This is a genomic window from Kitasatospora sp. NPDC036934, from assembly GCF_055608425.1.
The window spans coordinates 24,582-47,142 of record NZ_JBVJQR010000016.1; the positions used below are offsets into that span (position 1 = coordinate 24,582).

The window sequence follows — 22,561 nt, forward strand, 5'->3', positions numbered from 1 at the left end:
ACCCGGACACGCCGGGTGTGGGTTCAGCGGCAGAGGGCTGCGTCCAGGGCGTCCGCCATGTGCTGCGCCCCTGCGTCGCCGGGGATGGTGGTGACCGTGATGCTGGCGGCGCGGCCGTCGTCGGTGACCCCGCCGCGGGAGCGGTAGCCCGGAATGGTCCCGCCGTGGCCCCAGAGGAGGCCGCCGCAGGAGAGCGGCTTGCTCTGCAGGCCCAGCCCGTAGCGGATCCCCGGGCCCAGGAGCTCGGCGGGGACGGTGGTGCGCATCTCGGCGAGCTGCGCCGCGGGCAGGAGCCGGCCGCCGAGGAGCGCGGTGAAGAACGAGTTGAGGTCGCTGTTGGTGGAGACGACCGCCCCCGCCGCCCAGGCCATCGAGGGGTCCATCACGCTGAAGTCGTGGAGTGAGCCGTCGGCGCCCTGCTGGTAGCCCTCGGGGTGGGCCTCGTGGATGGTCATGTCCCCCGGGGCGGGGAAGTAGGTGTGGCGCAGGCCGATGCGGTCGATGACGCGCTTGGTGATCTCCTCGCCGACGGGCCGACCGCTGACCTTCTGGATCAGGAGTCCGGCGACGAGGTAGTTGGTGTTGCTGTACTCCCAGCGCGCGCCCGGGGCGAAGCGCGCCTTCTGGGCGAGGGCGCCGTCGAGGAGCTCGCGGGGCTCGAAGTAGCGGTGCTGGATCGTGCTGAAGTCCGAGAGCGCGGGGGTGTCCACGTACTCGGGCAGGCCGCTGGTGTGCTGGAGCAGTTGACGGACGGTGATGTTCCGTCCGTCGATGCCGTCGCCGCGCAGCAGGCCCGGCAGGTAGGTCTCGACGGGGGAGTCGAGGCCCACCTTTCCTTCGGCGACGAGTTGGAGCACCACGACGGCGGTGAAGGTCTTGGTGTTGCTGCCGATCCGTACCTGCCCGTCCACGGGGACTTTGGCCCCGGTGGCGAGGTCGCCGACGCCGGCGGTGTAGTTGCGGGTGTGGCCGTCGCGGCCCTTGACGGTGGCCAGCGCGGCGGGCAGGCCGTCGTCCTTCACCAGCGCGTTCAGGCTGGCCTGGACGCTGTCCGGCCTGCCGCCCGCGAACGCCGCGGTCGGTGCCAGCGCCGATGCCGCCACGACTCCGGCGGCCACGGAGGCCACCGCTACCGCCAACCCGCGCCGGCCATGGCGGTGTCGGTGGGCCCGGTTGTGCTGTACGTGCTCGTTCACGGAGGAACTCCTCTGCTGCAGGGGGGATTGGTAGGGCGCGCGGGTTCTGCGCACAGGTGTGCGCAGAACCCGCTGGTCGTACCGGTGGGGGTGCTCAGGCCCGATCGGGGAGGGTCAGCGGCACAGGGCGGAGCCCACCGCGGCCTCCAGGTGCTGCCCGGCCGCACCGCTCGGGAGCATGGTCACCGCGATGCTGGTGGCGCGGCCGTCATCGGTGGCGCCCCCGGCGGTTTCGTAGCCCGGAATGGCCCCGCCGTGGCCCCAGTACAGGCCACCGCACGGCAGTGGCCGGCTCACCAGGCCCAGCCCGTAGCGGACCCCCGGGCCCATGAGCTCGGCGGGGACGGTGGTGCGCATCTGGGCGAGCTGGGCCGCCGGGAGGAGGCGACCGCCGAGCAGCGCCGTGAAGAAGCGGATGAGGTCGCTGTTGGTGGAGACGACGCCGCCCGCCGCCCAGCCCCAGGACGGATCCAGCTCGGTGTAGTCGTGGAGTGAGCCGTCGGCGTCCCGGTGGTAGCCCTCGGGGTGGGCCTCGTGGATGGTCATGTCCCCCGGGGCGGGGAAGTAGGTGTGGCGCAGGCCGATGCGGTCGACGATGCGCTGGTTGACCTCCTCGCCGAGCGGTCGCCCGGTGACCTTCTGGATGATCAGGCCCGCCAGCAGGTAGTTGGTGTTGCTGTACTCCCAGCGCGCGCCCGGGGCGAAGTGAGCCTTCTGAGAGAGGGCCGCGTCGAGAAGTTCACGCGGTTCGTAGTACCGCTTCGGACTGGCGAGGATCAAGTTCGTGTCCACGTACTCGGGCAGGCCGCTGGTGTGCTGGAGCAGTTGACGGACGGTGATGTTCCGTCCGTCGATGCCGTCGCCGCGCAGCAGGCCCGGCAGGTAGGTCTCGACGGGGGAGTCGAGGCCCACCTTTCCTTCGGCGACGAGTTGGAGCACCACGACGGCGGTGAAGGTCTTGGTGTTGCTGCCGATCCGTACCTGCCCGTCCACGGGGACTTTGGCCCCGGTGGCGAGGTCGCCGACGCCGGCGGTGTAGTTGCGGGTGTGGCCGTCGCGGCCCTTGACGGTGGCCAGCGCGGCGGGCAGGCCGTCGTCCTTCACCAGCGCGTTCAGGCTGGCCTGGACGCTGTCCGGCCTGCCGCCCGCGAACGCCGCGGTCGGTGCCAGCGCCCCGACCGTGACGGCCACGGCGGCCACGGCGCTCCCGACTGCCGCCGCCCGGTGGCGGCCACCCCGGCGGGAGAGCGAGAAGCGGCTGTGCGGTGCGTGCTCGTACACGAAAGGACCCCTCCGATGAATGGCGCCGGGGGTTCCCGGCCTCGATCAAGAGGACCATTCGGGGACGGGGGAGTTCGTCCGTACTCAGGGCGAAACCGCGCCTGGGAGCAGACTCCGGGAGCGGGCCCCGGCCAGGACCGTACTCCTAGCCGCCGGTGCCGATCGGCCGGCTGTTTGGCACAGCACCTTTGCTGCTCGGTCGGGATCAGGACGATCAACGGTGCGGCCTCGTGGCCCAGGATGTGCAGCGACGCGCGGACACCGTCGGCAGTTGTGGCTCCGGTCCGGGAATCCGGACGCCAGTTGCAGCGCATGCCCTCCGGCCCGTGGGACGATGACGGTATGAACCGACTCGCGAACGCGACGTCGCCGTACCTCCTCCAGCACGCTTCCAATCCGGTGGATTGGTGGCCATGGGGAGAGGAGGCGATCAATGAAGCCAAGCGGCGGGACGTGCCCATTCTCTTGAGTGTGGGCTATGCGTCCTGCCACTTATGCTTCTAATAATTCACTGGTGCCATGTGATGGCGCACGAGAGTTTCGAGGACGCCGGGCTCGCCGGGTACCTGAACGAGCGGTTCGTCGCGGTCAAGGTGGACCGGGAGGAGCGGCCGGACGTCGACGCGGTGTACATGGAGGCCGTGCAGGCGGCGACCGGGCAGGGTGGTTGGCCGATGACGGTGTTCCTCACGCCCGACAAGGAGCCCTTCTACTTCGGGACGTACTTCCCGCCCAGCCCCCGGCACGGGATGCCGTCCTTCCGGCAGGTGCTGGAAGGCGTCGACGCGGCCTGGCGGGAGCGGCGGCAGGAGGTCGGTGAGGTCGCCGCGCGGATCAGGGCCGACCTGGCCGAGCGGGCCGCCGTCTACTCGGCCGGCTCCCACCACCCGCCCGCCGACGCCGACCTGCACCAGGCGCTGGTCGCGCTCAGCCGGGACTTCGACCAGGCCCGCGGCGGCTTCGGCGGGGCGCCCAAGTTCCCGCCGGCCATGGTGATCGAGTTCCTGCTGCGCCACCACGCCCGGACCGGCTCCGAGGCGGCGCTGGAGATGGCCGTCCGCACCGGTGAGGCGATGGCCCGCGGCGGCATCCACGACCAGCTCGGCGGCGGCTTCGCCCGCTACGCGGTGGACGCCGGCTGGGTGGTGCCGCACTTCGAGAAGATGCTGTACGACAACGCCCTGCTGCTGCGCGCCTACCTGCACCTGTGGCGGGCCACCGGGACCGGGCTGTGGCGGCGGGTCGCGCTGTCCACGGCCGACTTCCTGCTGCGAGAACTCCGCACGCCCGAAGGCGCGTTCGCCTCCGCACTGGACGCCGACAGCCTCGACGAGGAGACCGGGGCGATGGCCGAGGGCGCCTACTACGCCTGGGAGCCGGGCCAGTTGGTCGACCTGCTCGGCCCCGCCGACGCGGCCACCGCCGCCCGGCTGTTCGCGGTGACCGCGGACGGGACCTTCGAGCACGGAACCTCCGTACTCCAACTCCTCTCCGAACCCGAGGACTTCGCCGAGTACGAGGAGATCCGGCGGCGGATGTCCGAGGCGCGGGCCGCCCGGCCGGCACCCGCCCGGGACGACAAGGTGGTCGCCGCCTGGAACGGCCTCGCCATCGCCGCCCTCGCCGAGACCGGCGCCCTGCTGGAGCGCCCCGACCTCGTCGAGGCCGCCGAACGCGCCGCCGACCTGCTGCTCGCCGTCCACCTCACCGCCGACGGGCGGCTGCTGCGCACCTCCCGGGACGGCCGGCCCGGCAACAACGCCGGTGTCCTGGAGGACTACGCGGACACCGCGGAGGGCTTCCTCGCGCTGTACGCCGTCACCGGCGAGGCCGAGTGGCTCCAGCTGGCCGGCGGCCTGCTCGACACCGTGCTCAAGCACTTCACCGACGAGACCTCCGGCGCCCTGTACGACACCGCCGACGACGCCGAGGAACTCATCCGCCGCCCCCAGGACCCGACCGACAACGCCACCCCCTCCGGCTGGACCGCCGCCGCCGGAGCCCTCCTCGGCTACGCCGCGTACACCGGCTCCGACCGGCACCGCACCGCCGCCGAACGCGCCCTCGGCATCGTCGGCGCACTGGCCGGGCGGGCCCCGCGGTTCATCGGCTGGGGCCTGGCCGTCGCCGAGGCCCTGCTGGACGGGCCGCGCGAGATCGCCGTCGTCGGCCCGGCCGGCCACCCGGCCACCGCCGCACTGCGCCGGGCCGCCCTGCTCGGGACGGCGCCCGGTGCGGTCGTCGCGGTCGGCGAGCCGGGGGAGGCCGTGGCCGAGGTGCCGCTGCTGGCCGACCGGCCGCTGGTCGACGGGGCGCCCGCGGCCTATGTCTGCCGGCACTTCGCCTGCGAGACGCCCACCACCGACCCGGCGGTGCTCGGCGAGCGGCTCGGGGCCGTGCTCGAACAGTCCGGCTCGTAGCTCTGGCTCGTGGTTCCTGCTCATAGCTCCCGCTCGAATAATCGTTGGCGGGCGGCCGTCGAGCGGGGCGAGGATGGGTCATGACCTGGACCTTCAGCGCCTCGCTCGACGACTTCCGGGCCCACACGGGCGCCTTCCTGGCCGCCCGCCCGGCGGAGAACACCGTCCTGCTCACCCTCACCCACCGGCTCGCCGAGGCCGGGCTCGACGTGTTCGGGGAACGGCCGCCGGTCTTCGGCTGGTGGCAGGCCGGGCCGGGCGACCCGGTCCAGGGCGCCTTCCTGCGGACCCCGCCGTACGCCCACCGGCTCTCCTGCATGTCGGAGTCCCTGGCCGCCGAACTGGCGCGCGAACTGGCCGGTGCGGGGGGCGAGTTCGGCGAGGTGGTCGGGGTCGGCGGCGAAGCCGGCGCGGTCCGCGCCTTCGCCGGTGCCTGGACGGCCGCCACCGGCGCAGTCCGGTCCGGCGGCGTCGAGGAACGGCTCTACCGGCTCGGCGAGTTGACCGACCCGCCGCGCCCGCCCGCCGGCCGCCACCGGCTCGCCGAACCGGCCGACCGGGAACTGCTGATCCGCTGGCACCAGGAGTTCACGCTCGAGGCGAGGGTCCCGACGAGCGCCAACGTGGCCCGGACGGTGGACGACCGGATCGCGGTCGGCGGCCTCCACCTCTGGGAGGAAGGAGGCCACCCCGTCGCCATGGCCGGCGCCAGCCCCGTGCTCGCCGGAATGTCCCGCATCGGCCCGGTCTACACTCCGCGCGACCACCGCGGCCGCGGCTACGCCAGCGCCGCCACCGCCGCCGCGTCCGCCCACGCGCTCGCCCAGGGTGCGGTGGAGGTGCTGCTCTACACCGACCTCGCCAACTCGACCAGCAACTCCATCTACCAGCAGATCGGCTACCGGCCGGTGGAGGACTGCCTGGTGCTGGACTTCCGCGCGCCGTAGCGGAGTTACGCGTCCCTGGTGAGATGGACGCCGGCGACCCCGACCACCTTCGTTTCGAAGGGGTCGTGGGCCGCAGTCGCAGTCGCAGTCGCAGATGCGGTCGGCGGTGGCAGGCGGTCGGCGTTCTGGTAGTCGTGCGCGCAGGTGATCAGGTGGCCCCCGGCCGTCTTCATGTCCGTGGCGAGCCCGTCCAGCAGCGTCTTCCAGGCGCCGCTGCACCCTGTCAGCGCCGGGCCGCTCTGCCACCCGGTCAGGCTCCCGGCGGCCTTGCCGCTCGGCTCCGCGAGCTTCGCCGTCTCCTCGGGGACCTTCCCGGCGACCGTCAGCGCGTTGTTCCCGGCGGCCGTCAACTCGCCCGGCCTGACCGTGAATCCCGGATCCTGTCCCACTGATTCCCCCCCTACGTCCGTGTCGGCTGCGGAGGTTATGGTAGCCGTGAGTGTCGGGGGAGACACTGGCCGCACAGGGGGACTGGGATGGACATCGCGAGCCTGAGGAACGCCACACTGGCAGACCTCTACACGGCGGCAGGGGCGTACGACACGCTGTGCAAGGCCATGGCACAACACGTCACGGACTGGAAGAGCGGGACCGCCGACCGGGCCCACGGCTCCCAGTGGTCGGGGCCGGCGGCCGACGCCGCGATGCCGGTGCTCGACGGTTTCACCGGCAAGATGCGTGCGGCGGTGACGGAGCTCGGCCTGATCGGCAAGGAGATTCGTGACTGTGCCGACGCCATGACGCTGGCTCAAAGCAGGCTCACCGCGGCACTGTCGGACGCGCAGGCGAAGGGCTTCACGGTCAGCGACACCGGCGCGGTGAGCTGGCCCGCGTCGACCAACCCGTACCAGGCCCCGGATTGGGAAGCCAAGCAGAGGACGGCCGCCGACGGGATCAGCAAGCAGATCGCCAAGGCGCTGGCCGACGCGGCGGAGGCCGACGACGCCCTGACCGCCGGGCTCAACAGGTTCGCCGGCCATGCCAAGGACAAGTCGGGCCTGGACGAGAAGACGGCCGGCGCCGATGCGTACATGGAACAGTTCGGCGATGTGTCCAACCCGGAGTGGCGGCGGAACATGCCTCTCAAGGGCGCGCCCCCCACCGAGGTCGACTTCTGGTGGAAGGGGCTCGGCCCACAGGGCCAGCAGTGGTTCCTCAGCCACCACCCGGAGGTGCTCGGCAACCTCGACGGCATTCCCGCGGAGATCCGGGACAGGGTGAACCGCGACCAACTGGAGAACCTGATGAGAGACATCAGGGACAAGAAGCCAGAGGCGCTGAACTCCAGCGACAAGCACCTTCTCGCGCTCTACGGGCCCATCGACAAGCGCCTCTCAGAGCACACAGGGGAGGAGCCGCCGATCTACTTGCTCGGTCTCGGAAGCGAGGGCCAAGGGCGGGCGATCCTCTCTTACGGGAACCCCGACACCGCCACCGACATCTCCGCCTACGTTCCGGGGATCACCACCACCATGGCGAGCCTCGGGCCCGGCGAGAACGACGGGACCAACGAGGCGGAGAACGGTCTGAACCTCTACCGCGCCGCGAGCAGCAAGGCTCCGGCCGGCCACTCCGTCGCCTCGGTCGTCTGGCTCGGCTACGACTCGCCGGGGATGGACCTCGGCGCCGCGTCGACGAAGGCGGGCAAGGACGGAGCCCCGGCGTACGCGAACTTCCTTAGCGGGGTGCGGGCGAGCCACGAAGGCACTCAGCCTCCGCACGTCACCGCGGTCGGACACAGTTACGGGTCGTACCTGGTCGGTCAGGCGACCAAACTCGCCACCCAGCCGGGGTCGCACTACGTGCCGCCGGACGACGTGGTCTTCATCGGCAGCCCGGGAGTCGGCGTGGACAAGGCCGCTGACCTCAAGATGCCCGCTGGTCACGTCTGGGTCGGTGCCGCTGACAACGACGTCGTGACGCACGCCCCGTCGAAGTTCAGCCTCGACCCCGACGAGCGCTGGTACGGCAGGGATCCGTCCAGCAAGCACTTCGGCGCGAACCGCTTCACCGTCGACGACTGGAGCCGTGGCAACCCCATCGACGCGCACACCAAGTACCTGAACGGGCGCGGTGGGCCCTCGCTGGACAACATCGCGGCCGTCGTCACGGGCAGCGGGGGCGTCAAACTGCAGGGTCAACGCGGGTGAAGCGGTCGCGACGCATGCTGGGCTGTTCCGTGGCGGCGGTGGTCGTCCTGGCCACCGGGGTGGGGCTGTTCTACAACGGGTATGGGCCGATGGCGCTGATGGACCGGGGTGCAAGCCTGCTGAGCCCGAGTGAGGCGAAGGCGCAACTCGACGAGACGTTGCGGGTGGCCATGGCGGCGATCACCCCGCCGCTGGCCTACTCCGGCGGTTCCTACATCGTGAACCGGCGTCAGGAGCACGCCGACGGCGAGCCGAACCTGCGCTCCGATGTCAGAGAAGTGGTGTCGGTCCGGACGAAGGTGGCGCCCTCGAAGGTTCCGGTGCTGCTGGACCGGATGGCGCAGCTCCGGGGCGGGGATTGCCGGCGGTCCGACACCACCACGGGCAGTCAGACGACGCACTACACCCGGCTTCACTGCTCCGGGCGCGGGGAGATCCTTTTGACGATCTCGGTGGCCACCGTTACGGCCGACTCGACCGTGACGGTGGCGCTGAGCGCGGATGCCTTCGGGGTGCGCTACCAGCCCGAGAAGGACTACGGCACCCCTCCGATCGGCGAGCGACCGACCGGCCACGAGCCCGCGCCCGACGTCGACGACCCGTACTGGTCGCACTGACCGCCTCCGCTCACTCCCAGTCCCAGCGGATCCCCAGGATGCACGGGCGGACGGCGGTGGCCACCAGGTGGACGCAGTGGTGGCCGTCGAGGGTGAGTTCTTCCGTCTCGTAGGGGGTTTCGCCGGGGGAGCGGAGGGCGATGCGGTGGCAGCGGACGGGGAGGGCGGTGGGGTGGAAGGTGATCTGGAGGACGTACTGGCCGGCGCCGGAGTTGAAGCCGCGGATGTATTCGCAGGTGGGCGCGGGGGAGGGCGCGTCGTCGAAGCCGTAGCCGAGGAGGTGGGTGTCGCCGGCGCGGAGGCGGCGGTCGAGGAGGAGTTCGGCGGCGATCAGGTGGTGGGTCTGGTCGCGGCGGATGCGGCCGGGGCGGCAGTTCTCCTCGGCGCGGACGCCGACGAGGGTGGTGTCGCTGCCGGGGTCGCCCTGGTGGAGGGCGAGGTAGCGGTCGATGCCGTCGCGGTGGGCGCGCAGGGCGTGCTGGGAGTCGCGGCGGGTGAGTTGGCGGTCGGGGCCGATGCGGATGCGTTCGATGTGGGTGATGGTGTGGAGGCCGGTGTCGCGGGGGCCGGCGAGGGTGGCGAGGAGGTCGTCGACGGCGGTGGGCGGGGAGATCAGGTCGCGGTAGGGGCGTACGGGTGGTCCGGCGGCGGTGGCGGCGCGGCGGGGGCCGAGGAGCCGGGTGAGGGAGTGTTCGGGCAGGTCGAGGACGTCTTCGAGAGCGGCGACGGCGCGCAGTGATTCGGGGCGTTCGGGGCGGCGGCGGCCCTGCTGCCAGTAACTGAGGCTGGTGAGGCCGACGTTGACGCCGCGCAGGGCGAGGTGGCGGCGGATGCGGTGGAGCGCGAGGCCGCGGGTGGTGATGGCGGTGCGCAGGGCGTGGTGGAAGGGGCCGGTGCGCAGGGCGGCGGCGAGGTCGGCTGGGTCGCTCCGGTGGATGGCGGCCTCCTGGCGGGTGCGTACCGGTTTTGACCGTGAATATTCACATCCGGACGGCGGTTTGTCACCGGTCCGGGCAGCTCGCGCGGTGGTTCCCGGGGTGCCGTTCACATCCGCGCGGGCCCGTTCACACCGTGACCGGGCTCCTTCCGGGGGCGTTGACCGGCCTTCGTCTGCGGCGCGATGCTCGGGGCGCGATCCGGACCGCGCCCCCACACAGCACCTCGCTCCACTCGCAAGGAGGCATTCCCCCATGCCAGTTCCACGGATACGGCTGCGTCGCGCGGTCGCCCTGCTGGCCCTCGGCGTCCTCGGTCCGGCGCTGACCGCTGCGGTGGCCACCCCGGCGGTCGCCGCCCCCGCGAACGTCCACGGGCGACTCGCCCAGGTCCGCCAGGCGGCCGCGCCCGGCAGCACGGCCGACCTGGCCGGCACGTACAAGAAGCTCAACATCACCATGCAGCAGCAACAGCAGACCAACTGGTGCTGGGCGGCGAGCGGGAACACCATCGCCTCCTGGTTCGGCTACAACTACAGCCAGAACCAGTTCTGCAACGCCGCGTTCGGCCGCTCGATCGACTCCAACTGCCCCAACAGCCAGGCCTCGCTGGCGGATGTGCAGAACGGGCTGGACTGGGTCGGCATCAATCCGGGTTCGTACGTCACCGGTTACCTGCGCTACAGCACCGTGCAGTCGGAGGTGGACGCCAACCGGCCGGTCGAGACGCGCATCCAGTGGAGTTCGGGCGGCGGTCACATGCACGTCGTGTACGGCTACGACACCGGCAACAACTGGGTCTACTGGGGCGACCCGTGGCCGTCCAACTACCGCTACAACTGGGCGGATTACTGGTACTACGTGAACAACGACACGTTCTCGTGGACCCACTCCCTGTACCGGATCGGCGCGTGAGGACGACCATGACCGAGCTCAGCAAGGCCCGTCGGGCCGCCGTCACCGCGCTGTTCGCCGCCGGCCTCGCGCTGGCGCTCGCCCCGGCCGCGCACGCCGAAGCCCCGGGCTCGGGCGCCCCGGCCCAGGGCGCCCCCGCACCGGTGCCCGCCGCCGACCTGGCCCGGGCCCGCAGCGCCGTCCAGGACCCGTCGGTGCTCGACAAGGTGGGTCACTTCTTCGCCCGCAAGGGCGTCCCGCCGACCCAGCAGCTGACCATCGGCGCCGCCGAGGAGGCGAAGGCGGCCGGCGACGCGGCGCCCCGGCTGGCCGGGGACACCGTGCCGGTCTACACCCTGGACGCCGGCTTCGTGGCCGGCACCCCGGGCGCCCCGGTGGCGAAGGCGGAGTTCACGGCCAGCAAGGTGGTCGCGGCGGACGGGCAGACCGCCTCGGTCTGGACCGTCCGCCAGGGCGATGCCTGGCGGGTCGTCAACATCGCCTCCGGCGGCGACGAGAGCGACTACGCGGCGAAGGCGGCCGACAGCGGCGGCGGTACGGCCTTCCGGGAGCCGCAGGTCAACGCCTGGTACGTGCTGCGCGACGACCGGGTGCTGCCGCTGGACGACGAGGCCAGGCGCTCGGTGGGCGCGGGCGGGGTGTCGCTGGCCGCGTACCAGCAGCTGGTGCACCAGCGGTACGGGGACAAGCTGCCCGGCTCGGCGTACGACCGGGAGGGCAAGGGCGGCGGGTACTCGCTGGACGCCGCGGCGGACACGGCGGCGGCGGGTGGCGACTCGGCGGTCCCGGCCGTGACGGCGGCCGCGGCGCTGGGCGCCACCGCGCTGGTGGGTGCCGGCGCGGTGCTGCGGCGGAGGCGGAGCACCCGTTGACGCGGACCACCCGTTGACGCGCAGCACCGGCTGAGGGCGGGGGTCACCCGCTGACGGTGGGAATCAACCGCTGACGCGCAGCACCGGCTGAGGGCGGGGGTCACCCGCTGACGGTGGGAATCAACCGCTGACCCCGGACGGGGCCCGGCTCGTCGAGCCGGGCCCCGTCGACGCGTCCGCCGCTCACACTCCGGCGAAGCCGCTCTCCAGCAGCGCGTGGGTGTGGTCGACCAGTTCCGCGATGTCCTCCCGCCCGTTGCCCGCCGCCCAGCGCAGCACCGCCTCGGTGGTGGCCGCGCCGAGGGCGGCGGCGTGACCCGCATGTCGTAGGTCGGCTCCTCGACGCCGGCCCGCCGGGTCAGCACGGTGAGGAAGAGGCCCTGGGGGCTGCTGCCGCCGAGGGAGAGCCCGGCGCGCAGCGCGGGGTCCCGGGCCGCTCCGCCGCGGCGCCGGTGGGCGTGGGCCGTCGTCGGTCTCCCGAAAGGCGGCGACTGTCAATGTGAAAACAGGGTGGTCATCCAATCACTCTGTGTAATGTGTCCTGGAAGTGCCGCTTCCGCACAAGGAATTGACGCAACGTTGATCTGTCGTTCGCCGCCCCGGGGCGGTGCCGGGTGACTGTCGGTAGATACCATGTGGCAATCGGTCAGTGCTGGCCGGACGCGTGCCGAGAGCGGAGAAGGGGTGGAGCGGCAGGAGCCGACCACGAGCCCGGCGCCGGGAAAGGCGGGAAAGGGGAGCCGAAGTGGCCGACAGTGACGACAGCCGGGCGAGTGCCCGGACGTGGGGCGCGGTCGTGGTGGTGGGTGCCGCGCTGGCCGTGGTCGCGGCCTATCTGATCAAGGGCCCGCCGCTGGTCCTCGTGGTCGCCGGGGCCGAGACGCTGCTGCTGATGGGGTACGTCGGCCGGCGCTGGCGGGCGATGCACCGGCAGGCCTCCCCGGCCGGTCACCGGCCCCGGCGCGGCATCCCGGACGCCGCCCACTGCGAGCGCTGCCGCCGGGTGTGCGAGGCGCTGGACGCCCGGCAGGCACGGGGGCGGATGGTGTCGGCCGCCTGGGCGGTGCGCCCGGAGGTCGAGTCGGAGCTGCCGGACCCGCTGGAGTCGGCGGAGGCGGTGCATCCGCACTCCCCGGGTTCCCCGAGCTCCCCGCAGTCCCCGGGTTCCCCGCAGCCGCCGAAGTCGGTGCCGGACGGTGCCGAGCACCCGTCGTACCCGCGGCGCCCGCAGGGTCGGGCCGGGTACGAGCGGCCCTGGACGGCCGAACGGGCGGCCACCCGGTCCGCGGACCGGACGACCGCCCGTCGGGGGGCGCCGGGTTCAGCCGGCCACGCTGTACGCCACCAGTGAGACGCCGACGTACTGCACGATGAAGGCGCCGAGGGTGAAGGCGTGGAACACCTCGTGGAAGCCGAACCAGCGCGGTGAGGGGTTGGGCCGCTTGAGCCCGTACACCACGCCGCCGATGCTGTAGAGCACCCCGCCGACGATCATCAGCACCAGCACGGCGACCCCGCCGGCGCGCAGGAAGTCCGGCAGGAAGAAGGCGGCGGCCCAGCCCAGCGCGATGTACACGGGGGTGTACAGCCAGCGCGGCGCGCCGACCCAGAACACCCGGAAGGCTATCCCGGCGAGCGCCCCGCCCCAGGCGACCCAGAGCAGCATCTGCTGGTCGGCGCCCTTGAGCAGCAGCATGGTGAACGGGGTGTAGGTGCCCGCGATGATCAGGAAGATGTTCGCGTGGTCCAGCCGCCGGAGCACGGCGTCCCCGCGCGGGCCCCAGTCGAAGCGGTGGTACACCGCGCTGACCCCGAAGAGCAGCCAGGCGCTGATCGAGTAGATCGCGCAGGCGATCTTGGCCGGTGTGGAGCCGGCCAGGCAGATCAGCACGATCCCGGCGGCGACGGTGGCGGGGAACATCCCGGCGTGCAGCCAGCCGCGCCACTTCGGCTTGCCCTCCCGGCCCTCGGCCGGATCCTCCCCAGTGCTCTCCGCGAGCGCAGCAGCAGTCATGCGCAGCATGTTACCCGCTACCTACGGAACCGTAGGTTACTGATGCGTAATGAAGTGGCGCTCGTCACTCTTGGACGTTTTGGAGCAATCGGAGTGTGGCGCCGCGCACTCCGTCCCGGAGGTTCGCGGCCGACTACTGGCCGGTAGTCATACTTACTGTAGTAAAAGATGCGTCAATTTCGCCGGAGTGCCGCGTTGAGGCCCAGGACCCGGAGCTACGCTGCAAGCACCCTCAGACCCCCGCAACGCCGTCTCCTCGCCGAGAAGGCGTGAAACGGAGCGATCGTGTCGTACGAGATCTCTGCTCTCAGCGCATCCGCGCCCACCCGCCACAAGCAGCTGCTCGCTTGGGTGAGCGAGATCGCCGAGCTCACCCAGCCGGACCGCATCGAGTGGTGCGACGGTTCCGACGAGGAGTACCAGCGCCTCGCGGACCTGCTGGTGGCGCAGGGCACCTTCAAGAAGCTGAACGAGGAGAAGCGCCCCAACTCCTACTACGCCGCCTCGGACCCTTCGGACGTGGCGCGCGTGGAGGACCGCACCTTCATCTGCTCCGAGCAGGAGAAGGACGCCGGACCGACCAACCACTGGAAGGCCCCCGCCGAGATGCGGGCCGTCTTCCAGGGCGAGCAGGGCCTGTTCCGCGGCGCGATGAAGGGCCGCACGATGTACGTCGTGCCCTTCTCGATGGGCCCGGTCGGCTCCCCGCTGGCCGCGTACGGCGTCGAGATCACCGACTCCGCCTACGTCGCGGTGTCGATGCGCGTGATGACCCGCATGGGCCAGGCCGTGCTCGACCAGCTCGGCGAGGACGGGGACTTCGTCAAGGCCGTCCACACCGTCGGCGCCCCGCTGGCCGCGGGTGAGGCGGACGTCCCGTGGCCGTGCAACAGCACCAAGTACATCTCGCACTTCCCGGAGACCAAGGAGATCTGGTCCTTCGGCTCCGGCTACGGCGGCAACGCCCTGCTCGGCAAGAAGTGCTACGCGCTGCGCATCGCCTCGACCATGGCCCGCGACGAGGGCTGGCTGGCCGAGCACATGCTGATCCTGAAGCTCACCCCGCCGTCCGGCGAGGTCAAGTACGTCGCGGCGGCCTTCCCGTCGGCCTGCGGCAAGACCAACCTGGCCATGCTCCAGCCGACCATCCCGGGCTGGAAGGTCGAGACCATCGGCGACGACATCGCCTGGATGCGGTTCAACAAGGAGGACGGCCGCCTCTACGCGATCAACCCCGAGGCGGGCTTCTTCGGTGTCGCCCCCGGCACCGGCGTGGACACCAACGCCAACGCCATCGACACCCTCTGGGGCAACACCGTCTTCACCAACGTCGCCCTCACCGACGACGGCGACGTGTGGTGGGAGGGCCTCACCGAGGAGCCCCCGGCGCACCTCATCGACTGGCGCGGCAACGACTGGACCCCCGAGTCCGGCACCCCGGCCGCCCACCCGAACGCCCGCTTCGCCGTCCCGGCCGCGCAGTGCCCGACCATCGCCCCGGAGTGGGAGGACCAGGCGGGCGTGCCGATCTCGGCGATCCTGTTCGGCGGTCGCCGGGCCACTGCCGTCCCGCTGGTGACCGAGTCCTTCGACTGGCAGCACGGCGTCTTCCTGGGGGCCAACATCGCCTCCGAGAAGACCGCCGCCGCCGAGGGCACCGTCGGCGAGCTGCGCCGCGACCCGTTCGCGATGCTGCCGTTCTGCGGCTACAACATGGGCGACTACTTCGCCCACTGGCTGAAGGTCGGCGCCCAGGCGGACGCCGCCAAGCTGCCGAAGATCTACTACGTCAACTGGTTCCGCAAGAACGCCGAGGGCAAGTTCGTCTGGCCCGGCTACGGCGAGAACAGCCGCGTGCTCAAGTGGATCGTCGAGCGCCTGGAGGGTACCGCCGAGGGCGTCGAGACCCCGATCGGCGTGCTGCCGAAGGTCGACGGCTTCGACCTGGGTGACCTGAAGCTGTCCGAGGAGGACCTCGACCTGCTCTTCACCGTGGACGCCGACATCTGGCGCCAGGAGGCCGCGCTGGTGCCGGCCCACCTGGAGCTGTTCGGCGACCACACCCCGAAGGAGCTGTGGGACGAGTACCGGAGCCTGGTCGCGCGCCTCGGCTGAGCCTGAGCCTTAGTCTCAGCCTCAGCCGAGCGAGAGGCCGGCGCGCGGCACGAACCGCGCGCCGGCCGAGCGATGGGACGGCCGGAGTTCCGCCGGGTGGTCTTTCCCCGACCAAGGAGACCACCCGGGCCGGGACTCCGGCCGTAGTGTTTTCCGCTCCACCGGGTCCTCCGGCCGGGTGCGGCCGCTACGGGTGGGCGTAGCGCCTCCGGCCCGGTCCGGCCGCTACGGCCGGGCGTAACCCCTACGGCCGGGCGTAACCCCTACGGCTGGGCGTAGCCGCTGAGGAACTCGCCGATCCTGGTCACCGCGTCGGTGATCTCCTCCGGCCGGGGCAGCGTGACCAGCCGGAAGTGGTCCGGCTCGGGCCAGTTGAAGCCGGTGCCCTGGACCAGCAGGATGCGCTCGGAGCGCAGCAGGTCCAGCACCATCTGGGCGTCGTCCTTGATCTTGTAGACCTTGGGGTCCAGCCGGGGGAAGGCGTACAGCGCGCCCTTGGGCTTGACGCAGCTCACCCCGGGGATCGCGTTGAGCAGCTCGTACGCGGCGTCGCGGGAGGCGAGCAGCCGGCCGCCGGGCAGCACCAGGTCCTTGATCGACTGCCGTCCACCGAGCGCGGCGGCCACCGCGTGCTGGGCGGGCATGTTGGCGCACAGTCGCATCGAGGCGAGCACGGTCAGGCCCTCGACGTAGCTGTGGGCGCGCTGGCGGTCGCCGGAGAGCACCATCCAGCCGGAGCGGAAGCCGGCCACCCGGTACGCCTTGGACAGTCCGTTGAAGGTGACGCAGAAGAGGTCCGGGGCCAGGGTGGCCAGTGGGACGTGCTCGGCGTCGTCGTAGAGGATCTTGTCGTAGATCTCGTCCGCGTAGACCACCAGCTGGTGCCGGCGGGCGATCTCGGCGATGCCCTCCAGCACCTCGCGCGGGTAGACCGCGCCGGTCGGGTTGTTCGGGTTGATCACCACGATGGCCCTGGTCCGGTCGGTGACCCTGGACTCGATGTCGGCGAGGTCCGGGTACCACTCGGACTGCTCGTCGCAGCGGTAGTGCACCGCGGTGCCGCCGGCCAGGGAGACCGAGGCGGTCCACAGCGGGTAGTCCGGAGCCGGGACGAGCACCTCGTCGCCGTCGTCCAGCAGCGCGGTCATGGCGAGCTGGATCAGCTCGGAGACGCCGTTGCCGAGGAAGACGTCGTCGACGGAGAGCCCGTGCAGCCCGCGCTCCTCGTAGTGCATGACCACGGCGCGGCGGGCCGAGAGCAGGCCCTTGGAGTCGCCGTACCCGTGCGCGTTCGCGAGGTTGCGCAGGATGTCCTGGAGGATCTCCGGGGGTGCCTCGAAGCCGAAGGTGGCGGGATTGCCGGTGTTGAGCTTGAGGATGCGGTGGCCCTGTTCCTCCAGCCGCATCGCCTCGTCGAGCACCGGGCCGCGGATGTCGTAGCAGACGTTGGCGAGCTTGCTGGACTGGATGACCTGCATGCCTGCCTACTTTAGGGGCTCGCCGGGGCCCCGGGCGGGGCGTTCGGGAGCACGGCTCGCGAGGTCCGGAAGGGCCCCCTTGGATCGGCAGGCGGTGGCCTCGGGCGGCCTTTCAAACCGATGGCTCGATGTCCGGAATGCTCGCGTATGCGAGGAACGCCATCCGAATCCCGAGCGGATTCCGGTGCGGAACGAGACGGACGGCACACCGACCGCCCGCTCGGGACGGGAAGATGGGGCCCGGTCCGTCGACGAGGAGGGGAGTGCCGGTGGTGGTGGTCGTGGCCGGGGCGGTGCTGGTCGGACTCCTGGTGGCTCCGCTGCTGCGTGCGCTGGTCGCCCGCTTCGCCGTGCCCGAGGGCGAACCCTGGTGCGGGGCCTGCCCGTTGTGCGGCCGCGCGGTGGGGGCCGCACTGCCGCCGACCGGGCGCTGCCCGGGCTGCCGCGGCCGGCTCGGCCCCGGGGCGGGAACGGTCGAGGCGGTCGCGGCGGTGGTCGCGGTCGCGGTGGCGTACGCGGCGGACGGGCCGCAGACGGCGGCGCTGGCCTGGGCGGGCGGGCTCGGGGTGGCCCTCGGCTTCACGGACGCCCGGGTGCGCCGACTGCCCTACCGGCTGACCGGGCCGCTGCTGGCCGGGGTGGCCGCGCTGCTGGCGGTGGCGGCGCTGGCCGAGGGGCGCCCCGGGGTGCTGCTGCGCTGCCTGCTGGTCGCGCTGACCGTCGGGGCGCTGCTCGAAGTCGCCGTCCAGATCGGCGCGTTGGGCCCGGGCGACTCACCGCTCGGGCTCGCCCTGGGCGGGCTGCTCGGCTGGTACGGCTGGCGGGTGGCGATCGGCGGGCTGGTCGCTGCGGTGGTGCTCGCCGGGCTGTGGGGCACCCTGCGGGTCGCCGCCCTGCTGGTCCGCCGCCGCCCGTGGCGCGGCCTGGAAGTCCCGGTCGGCCCCTTCCTGCTGCTGGGCGCGCTCACCGCGGTGCTGGCCCGGTAGTACGGAAGGGGCCCGCCGTACCGGAACCGGTACGGCGGGCCCCGCCGTCGGCGCGCCGGCCCCACCCTCAAGGAGCGGCGCGCCGAGGGGAGTTGCGGCTCTGCGGACAGCCCTCAGGGCATCTTGTGGACGAACGGGCCGACCGCGTTCGAGAAGGCGTTGCCGTTGTTGGCGTCCCAGTTGGTGGACCAGGTCATCGCGCCCCGGATGGTGGGCCACTTGGCCGGCGGCACGAAGCTGCCGCAGTTGTTGCCGGTGGCCAGGCAGTTGAGCGCGTTGTTCACCACCGACGGGTCGACGTAGCCGCCGCCCGCCGCCTTGCCGGAGGCGGGGACCCCGATGCCCACCTGGTCGGGCCGCAGACCGCCCTGGATGTGGGTGCAGACCTGCGAGGTGATGAAGTCGATCGTGCCCTGGTTGTAGACCTTGCCGTCGCAGCCGTTCATGCCGCCCGAGTTGTAGAACTGGGTGTTGACGACGGTCAGGATGTCCTTGGTGTTCAGCGCCAGCTGGAAGTAGGCGCCGGCGGTGCTGTACATCCCGATGGTCTCGGGGGCCATGGTCAGCACGAAGCCGGGGCCGACCTTGGCCTGCAGGGCGTGCAGCGCGTCGCCCAGCGGTCCGGCCTGGACGCCGTTCTCCAGGTCGACGTCGACGCCGTCGAAGCCGTAGTCCTTGATGATCGCGGAGGCGCTGTCGGCGAAGTTCGCCCCGGCGGTGGCGTCGCCGACGGTGATCGCGCCGTTCTGGCCGCCGATGGAGAGGACGACCTTCTTGCCGGCCGCCTGCTTGGCCTTGATGTCGGCGCGGAACTGGGCGTCGGTGTAGCCGCCGAGCGCCTTGGACAGGCCCGGGTCCAGGGTGAAGCTGATCGCTCCGGTCCGGGTCGGCACGGCGTCGGCGAAGGAGACCGCGATGATGTCGTACGCGTTCTGGACGTCGCTCAGGCGCTGCGGGGTGGAGCCGTTGTCGAAGTTCTGCCAGTAGCCGGTGAGCGCGTGCGCCGGCAGGCCGGTGGTCGGCGGGGTGGTGGCGGTCGGGGTCGCGGTCGGGGTGGCCGTGGGGGTGGCCGTGGGGGTCGGCGTCGCGGTGGGGGTCTGGGTGGGCGTCGCCGTGCCGGTCGGGGAGGCGGTGGCGGTCGGCGTCGGGGTCGGCGTCCTGCTGGGGGTGGCCGTCGGCGAGGGGGTGGCGGTGCCGCCCGGGCCGACCAGCGCGACGTCGTCGGCGAGGTAGGCGCTCTGTCCGTACCAGCCGTGCAGGTAGACCGTGACGCTGGTGGCGTTCGCCCCGGTGGTGAAGGTGCTGGAGAGCTGGTTCCAGCTGTTCTGGTTCGACCAGGCGGACGGGTCGGTGCCGCCGGTGCCGCGCGCCCCGAGGTAGACGTACGGGCCCTGCACCCAGGCGCTGAGGGTGTAGCTGGTGTTGGGCAGCACGCTGATGGTCTGGGTGCACTCGGCGGTGTCGCCCGCGCCCGGGGTGGCCTGCAGCGCACCGCTGCCGGAGTGCACCGGCGAGGACACCGCGGTCGCGGCGCCGGTGCAGGTCCAGCCGCCGAGTCCGCTCTCGAAACCGCCGTCGGTGACCAGGTTGCCGTCGGCCGCACTGGCGCCGCCGGCGAAGAGGGCGAGGCCGCCGCCCGCCAGGGCGAGGGCGGTGGCGCCGGCCGCGAGGGCCGGGAGGGGGCTGCGCCGGCGCCGGTGCGCGGGCTGGTTCGGCGTACGGGCCATGGGTGACGCTCCTGGGGAAGGAGCGGCCGCCGCGGTGGGGGGCGCGGCGGCCGCGTGTGGGGGAGGGGAGGTCCGCAGGTGACTCCTGGAGGCGGGGTGTTTCGTTCCGCCCCGGGTCAAAAGCTGGACTAGACCATTGCCGGGCGTCAAGGACGCGACAACCGGTTTACGGCTCCCTTAAGGATTCGGAGACCGTTCCGTGTCCACGACGGCCGCACCGCCCCGCGGGCCCCGCCGCACCCACCCCACGGGCCCGGACACGCCCGCCGCGACAGACTTCGTACAGGACCGTGACCAGACCGCTACCTGCGGCTTTACCGCGCGCCTGCGCGCCGGAGTAGGCTGCGCCGGGGCCGGGGACGAACCGGCCCGAACGAGTACGGAGGGGCCGGGAAACCATGGGTCTGCGCGATGTCGCCGAACGGACGCCGGGGCTGCGCACCCTGCTGGGCGGGATGTACCGGCTGTACGGTCGCCGGGTCGAGGTCCACCTCGGCCGCACCCCCCACCACATCGGCGTGATCCTCGACGGCAACCGCCGCTGGGCCAAGGCCGCCGGCGGCTCCACCGTGTACGGCCACCAGCGCGGCGCCGACAAGATCAGCGAGTTCCTCGGCTGGTGCGACGAGACCCACGTCAAGGTCGTCACCCTGTGGATGCTCTCCACCGACAACCTGGACCGCCCGGCCGACGAACTCGTCCCGCTGCTCGGCATCATCGAGGACGCCGTCACCGGCCTGGCCGCCGCCCGCCGCTGGCGGGTCAACCCGGTCGGCGCGCTGGACCTGCTTCCGCAGCACACTGCCGACGTGCTCAAGCGCGCCGCCGAGGAGACCTCCGCGATCGACGGCATCACCGTCAACGTCGCGGTCGGCTACGGCGGTCGGCACGAGATCGCCGACGCCGTCCGCTCGCTGCTCCAGGAACACGCCGGGCGCGGCACCTCGATCGAGGAACTGGCCGAGATCCTGACCGTCGAGCACATCTCCGAGCACCTCTACACCGCCAACCAGCCCGACCCGGACCTGATCATCCGCACCTCGGGCGAACAGCGGCTGTCCGGATTCCTGCTCTGGCAGAGCGCGCACAGCGAGTTCTACTTCTGCGAGGCGTACTGGCCGGCCTTCCGCAAGGTCGACTTCCTGCGCGCGCTGCGCGCCTTCGAGCAGCGGCACCGGCGGATGGGCCTCTGACCCGGCGCCCGCCTGGCCCCACCCGGGCCCTCCGGGGCCGAACCGGGTGGTGCCCCACCCGCCGGCCGGGGCGCCGCCCTGCCGGTCCCGGGCCGATCCCGGCCGCTCCCGGGCGGAGTCTGCGGGCTTCCGGGCGGAATGACCGCCGTAGGCCTGGCGTACCCGGGCGCCGCGCGAGGCCAAACGTTCACCGGCAATGATCCGTCAGTTCGCCGGGGACGCGAATGCACCGCTCCCCGCCTGGGAATACTCCAAGCAGTCCGGTCCCGAGGCCACCGGGGCAGCGGGGGCCGGCATGCCGCGGGTGACGCAGGGTCATCCGCTCTGGAGGCCTAGTGGTCAGTTCCAAGAGCCGCCGGACACCAGACCGGCGCACGTACGTTCTCGACACCAGCGTGCTCCTGGCGGACCCTCTCGCCATGACCCGCTTCGAGGAGCACGAGGTCGTCCTCCCGGTGGTGGTCGTCACCGAGTTGGAGGCCAAGCGCCACCATCCGGAGCTGGGCTACTTCGCCCGTCAGGCGCTGCGCCTGCTCGACGACTACCGCGTCCGCCACGGCCGGCTCGACGAGCCGATCCCGGTCGGCGAGCTGGGCGGGACGATCAGGGTCGAGCTCAACCACTCCGACGTGTCGATACTGCCGGCCGGCTACCGGGCCGGCGGCGGCGAGGCCGACACCCGGATCCTGGCGGTAGCCCGCAACCTGCAGGCCGAGGGCTACGACGTCACCGTCGTCTCCAAGGACCTCCCGCTGCGGATCAAGGCCAGCTCGGTGGGCCTGCTCGCCGAGGAGTACCGGGCCGAGCTCGCGATCACCTCCGGCTGGACGGGCATGTCCGAACTGCACGTCGCGGCCGAGCAGGTCGACGCGCTCTTCGCGGCCGGCCACGACGCGGCGGTGGACGTCGAGGGGGTCGAGGAACTGCCGGTGCACACCGGTCTGGTGCTCACCTCGGAGCGCGGCCGGGCGCTCGGCCGGGTCACCGGCGACGGTCGGGTCCGGCTGGTGCGCGGCGAGCGCGAGGCGTTCGGGCTTCGCGGTCGCAGCGCCGAGCAGCGGGTGGCGCTGGACCTGCTGCTCGACCCGGACATCGGCATCGTGTCGATGGGCGGTCGGGCCGGCACCGGCAAGTCGGCGCTGGCGCTGTGCGCGGGGCTGGAGGCGGTGCTGGAGCGGAGGCAGCACCGCAAGGTCATGGTCTTCCGGCCGCTGTACGCGGTCGGCGGCCAGGAGCTCGGCTACCTGCCCGGCAGCGAGGCGGAGAAGATGGGCCCCTGGGCCCAGGCGGTCTTCGACACCCTCTCGGCGGTCACCACCCCGGACGTGATCGAGGAGGTCATCGCCCGCGGGATGCTGGAGGTCCTGCCGCTGACCCACATCCGGGGCCGCTCGCTGCACGACGCCTTCGTGATCGTGGACGAGGCCCAGTCGCTGGAGCGCAACGTCCTGCTGACGGTGCTGTCCCGGATCGGCCAGGGCTCGCGGGTGGTGCTCACCCACGACGTGGCGCAGCGGGACAACCTCCGGGTCGGCCGGTACGACGGCGTGGTGGCGGTGGTGGAGAAGCTGAAGGGTCATCCGCTCTTCGCCCACATCACCCTCACCCGCTCGGAGCGGTCGCCGATCGCGGCGCTGGTCACGGAGATGCTGGAGGACATCAACCCGTGAACCGCCCCTGATCCGGGCATAGTAGGACAATAGGGTCAACTCGCG

General features: G+C 72.1%; 17 protein-coding genes and 1 pseudogene. 11 read left to right on the plus strand and 7 right to left on the minus strand.

Going from position 1 to position 22,561, the window contains the following annotated elements; translation table 11 throughout:
* Nucleotides 1-23 precede the first annotated feature (23 nt).
* Nucleotides 24-1,196, minus strand: coding sequence for a serine hydrolase domain-containing protein (locus tag ACZ7BZ_RS24485; RefSeq protein ID WP_470360152.1), 1,173 nt, complete (start codon nt 1,194-1,196; stop codon nt 24-26).
* A 114-nt stretch (nt 1,197-1,310) separates the two neighbouring features.
* Nucleotides 1,311-2,477, minus strand: a complete 1,167-nt coding sequence (locus tag ACZ7BZ_RS24490) for a serine hydrolase domain-containing protein (RefSeq protein WP_470360153.1) — start codon at nt 2,475-2,477, stop codon at nt 1,311-1,313.
* Nucleotides 2,478-2,819: 342 nt separating this feature from the next.
* On the opposite strand from ACZ7BZ_RS24490, the pseudogene ACZ7BZ_RS24495 reads away from it, so the two are divergent.
* Together ACZ7BZ_RS24495 and ACZ7BZ_RS24500 are read left to right on the plus strand one after the other, a co-directional pair.
* Nucleotides 2,820-4,897 (plus strand): annotated as a pseudogene (locus ACZ7BZ_RS24495) (thioredoxin domain-containing protein).
* An 80-nt stretch (nt 4,898-4,977) separates the two neighbouring features.
* Complete coding sequence (locus ACZ7BZ_RS24500) at nt 4,978-5,844, plus strand: GNAT family N-acetyltransferase (RefSeq protein ID WP_470360154.1); 867 nt, start codon at nt 4,978-4,980, stop codon at nt 5,842-5,844.
* A 5-nt stretch (nt 5,845-5,849) separates the two neighbouring features.
* On the opposite strand, the gene ACZ7BZ_RS24505 is transcribed toward ACZ7BZ_RS24500, so the two are convergent.
* Nucleotides 5,850-6,194 (minus strand): hypothetical protein, encoded by a 345-nt coding sequence (locus ACZ7BZ_RS24505; protein ID WP_470360155.1) that lies wholly within the window; start codon nt 6,192-6,194, stop codon nt 5,850-5,852.
* Nucleotides 6,195-6,320: 126 nt separating this feature from the next.
* Between ACZ7BZ_RS24505 and ACZ7BZ_RS24510 the strand changes: the two genes are divergently transcribed.
* Both ACZ7BZ_RS24510 and ACZ7BZ_RS24515 read left to right on the plus strand, forming a co-directional pair.
* Nucleotides 6,321-7,994 carry an alpha/beta hydrolase gene (locus ACZ7BZ_RS24510; RefSeq protein ID WP_470360156.1) on the plus strand — a complete coding sequence of 558 codons (1,674 nt, stop codon included), beginning with the start codon at nt 6,321-6,323 and terminating at the stop codon, nt 7,992-7,994.
* A gap of 29 nt (nt 7,995-8,023) precedes the next feature.
* On the plus strand, nt 8,024-8,611 hold the full coding sequence (locus ACZ7BZ_RS24515) for a hypothetical protein (protein ID WP_470360157.1): 588 nt from the start codon (nt 8,024-8,026) through the stop codon (nt 8,609-8,611).
* Nucleotides 8,612-8,621: 10 nt separating this feature from the next.
* On the opposite strand, the gene ACZ7BZ_RS24520 is transcribed toward ACZ7BZ_RS24515, so the two are convergent.
* Complete coding sequence (locus ACZ7BZ_RS24520; protein ID WP_470360244.1) at nt 8,622-9,548, minus strand: hypothetical protein; 927 nt, start codon at nt 9,546-9,548, stop codon at nt 8,622-8,624.
* A 253-nt stretch (nt 9,549-9,801) separates the two neighbouring features.
* On the opposite strand from ACZ7BZ_RS24520, the gene ACZ7BZ_RS24525 reads away from it, so the two are divergent.
* The 3 genes from ACZ7BZ_RS24525 to ACZ7BZ_RS24535 all read left to right on the plus strand — a co-directional run bounded on the left by ACZ7BZ_RS24525 (nt 9,802) and on the right by ACZ7BZ_RS24535 (nt 12,684).
* Nucleotides 9,802-10,461, plus strand: a complete 660-nt coding sequence (locus ACZ7BZ_RS24525) for a papain-like cysteine protease family protein (protein ID WP_470360158.1) — start codon at nt 9,802-9,804, stop codon at nt 10,459-10,461.
* Between the two features lie 8 nt (nt 10,462-10,469).
* Complete coding sequence (locus tag ACZ7BZ_RS24530) at nt 10,470-11,333, plus strand: hypothetical protein (protein WP_470360159.1); 864 nt, start codon at nt 10,470-10,472, stop codon at nt 11,331-11,333.
* A 745-nt stretch (nt 11,334-12,078) separates the two neighbouring features.
* Nucleotides 12,079-12,684, plus strand: a complete 606-nt coding sequence (locus tag ACZ7BZ_RS24535; protein ID WP_470360160.1) for a hypothetical protein — start codon at nt 12,079-12,081, stop codon at nt 12,682-12,684.
* On the opposite strand, the gene trhA is transcribed toward ACZ7BZ_RS24535, so the two are convergent.
* Nucleotides 12,655-13,347, minus strand: a complete 693-nt coding sequence (gene trhA / locus ACZ7BZ_RS24540) for a PAQR family membrane homeostasis protein TrhA (RefSeq protein ID WP_470360161.1) — start codon at nt 13,345-13,347, stop codon at nt 12,655-12,657. The genes ACZ7BZ_RS24535 and trhA overlap by 30 nt on opposite strands.
* Before the next feature lie 285 nt (nt 13,348-13,632).
* On the opposite strand from trhA, the gene ACZ7BZ_RS24545 reads away from it, so the two are divergent.
* Nucleotides 13,633-15,462: a phosphoenolpyruvate carboxykinase (GTP) gene (locus ACZ7BZ_RS24545; protein ID WP_380453833.1), complete on the plus strand. Its 1,830-nt coding sequence runs from the start codon at nt 13,633-13,635 to the stop codon at nt 15,460-15,462.
* Nucleotides 15,463-15,725: 263 nt separating this feature from the next.
* Here the strand turns inward: ACZ7BZ_RS24545 and ACZ7BZ_RS24550 are convergent, their stop codons facing one another.
* On the minus strand, nt 15,726-16,940 hold the full coding sequence (locus ACZ7BZ_RS24550; protein ID WP_380453835.1) for a pyridoxal phosphate-dependent aminotransferase: 1,215 nt from the start codon (nt 16,938-16,940) through the stop codon (nt 15,726-15,728).
* 269 nt (nt 16,941-17,209) lie between these two features.
* Here ACZ7BZ_RS24550 and ACZ7BZ_RS24555 point away from each other — a divergent pair, with 269 nt between their 5' ends.
* Nucleotides 17,210-17,926, plus strand: a complete 717-nt coding sequence (locus ACZ7BZ_RS24555) for a prepilin peptidase (protein WP_470360162.1) — start codon at nt 17,210-17,212, stop codon at nt 17,924-17,926.
* A gap of 113 nt (nt 17,927-18,039) precedes the next feature.
* Here ACZ7BZ_RS24555 and ACZ7BZ_RS24560 read toward each other — a convergent pair whose 3' ends face one another.
* On the minus strand, nt 18,040-19,653 hold the full coding sequence (locus ACZ7BZ_RS24560; RefSeq protein WP_470360163.1) for a chitinase: 1,614 nt from the start codon (nt 19,651-19,653) through the stop codon (nt 18,040-18,042).
* 398 nt (nt 19,654-20,051) lie between these two features.
* Here ACZ7BZ_RS24560 and ACZ7BZ_RS24565 point away from each other — a divergent pair, with 398 nt between their 5' ends.
* Both ACZ7BZ_RS24565 and ACZ7BZ_RS24570 read left to right on the plus strand, forming a co-directional pair.
* The gene (locus tag ACZ7BZ_RS24565; RefSeq protein ID WP_380453841.1) at nt 20,052-20,846 is read left to right on the plus strand and encodes an isoprenyl transferase; all 795 of its coding nucleotides are present in this window, start codon (nt 20,052-20,054) and stop codon (nt 20,844-20,846) included.
* A 335-nt stretch (nt 20,847-21,181) separates the two neighbouring features.
* Nucleotides 21,182-22,516, plus strand: a complete 1,335-nt coding sequence (locus ACZ7BZ_RS24570) for a PhoH family protein (protein WP_380453843.1) — start codon at nt 21,182-21,184, stop codon at nt 22,514-22,516.
* Nucleotides 22,517-22,561: the final 45 nt, after the last annotated feature.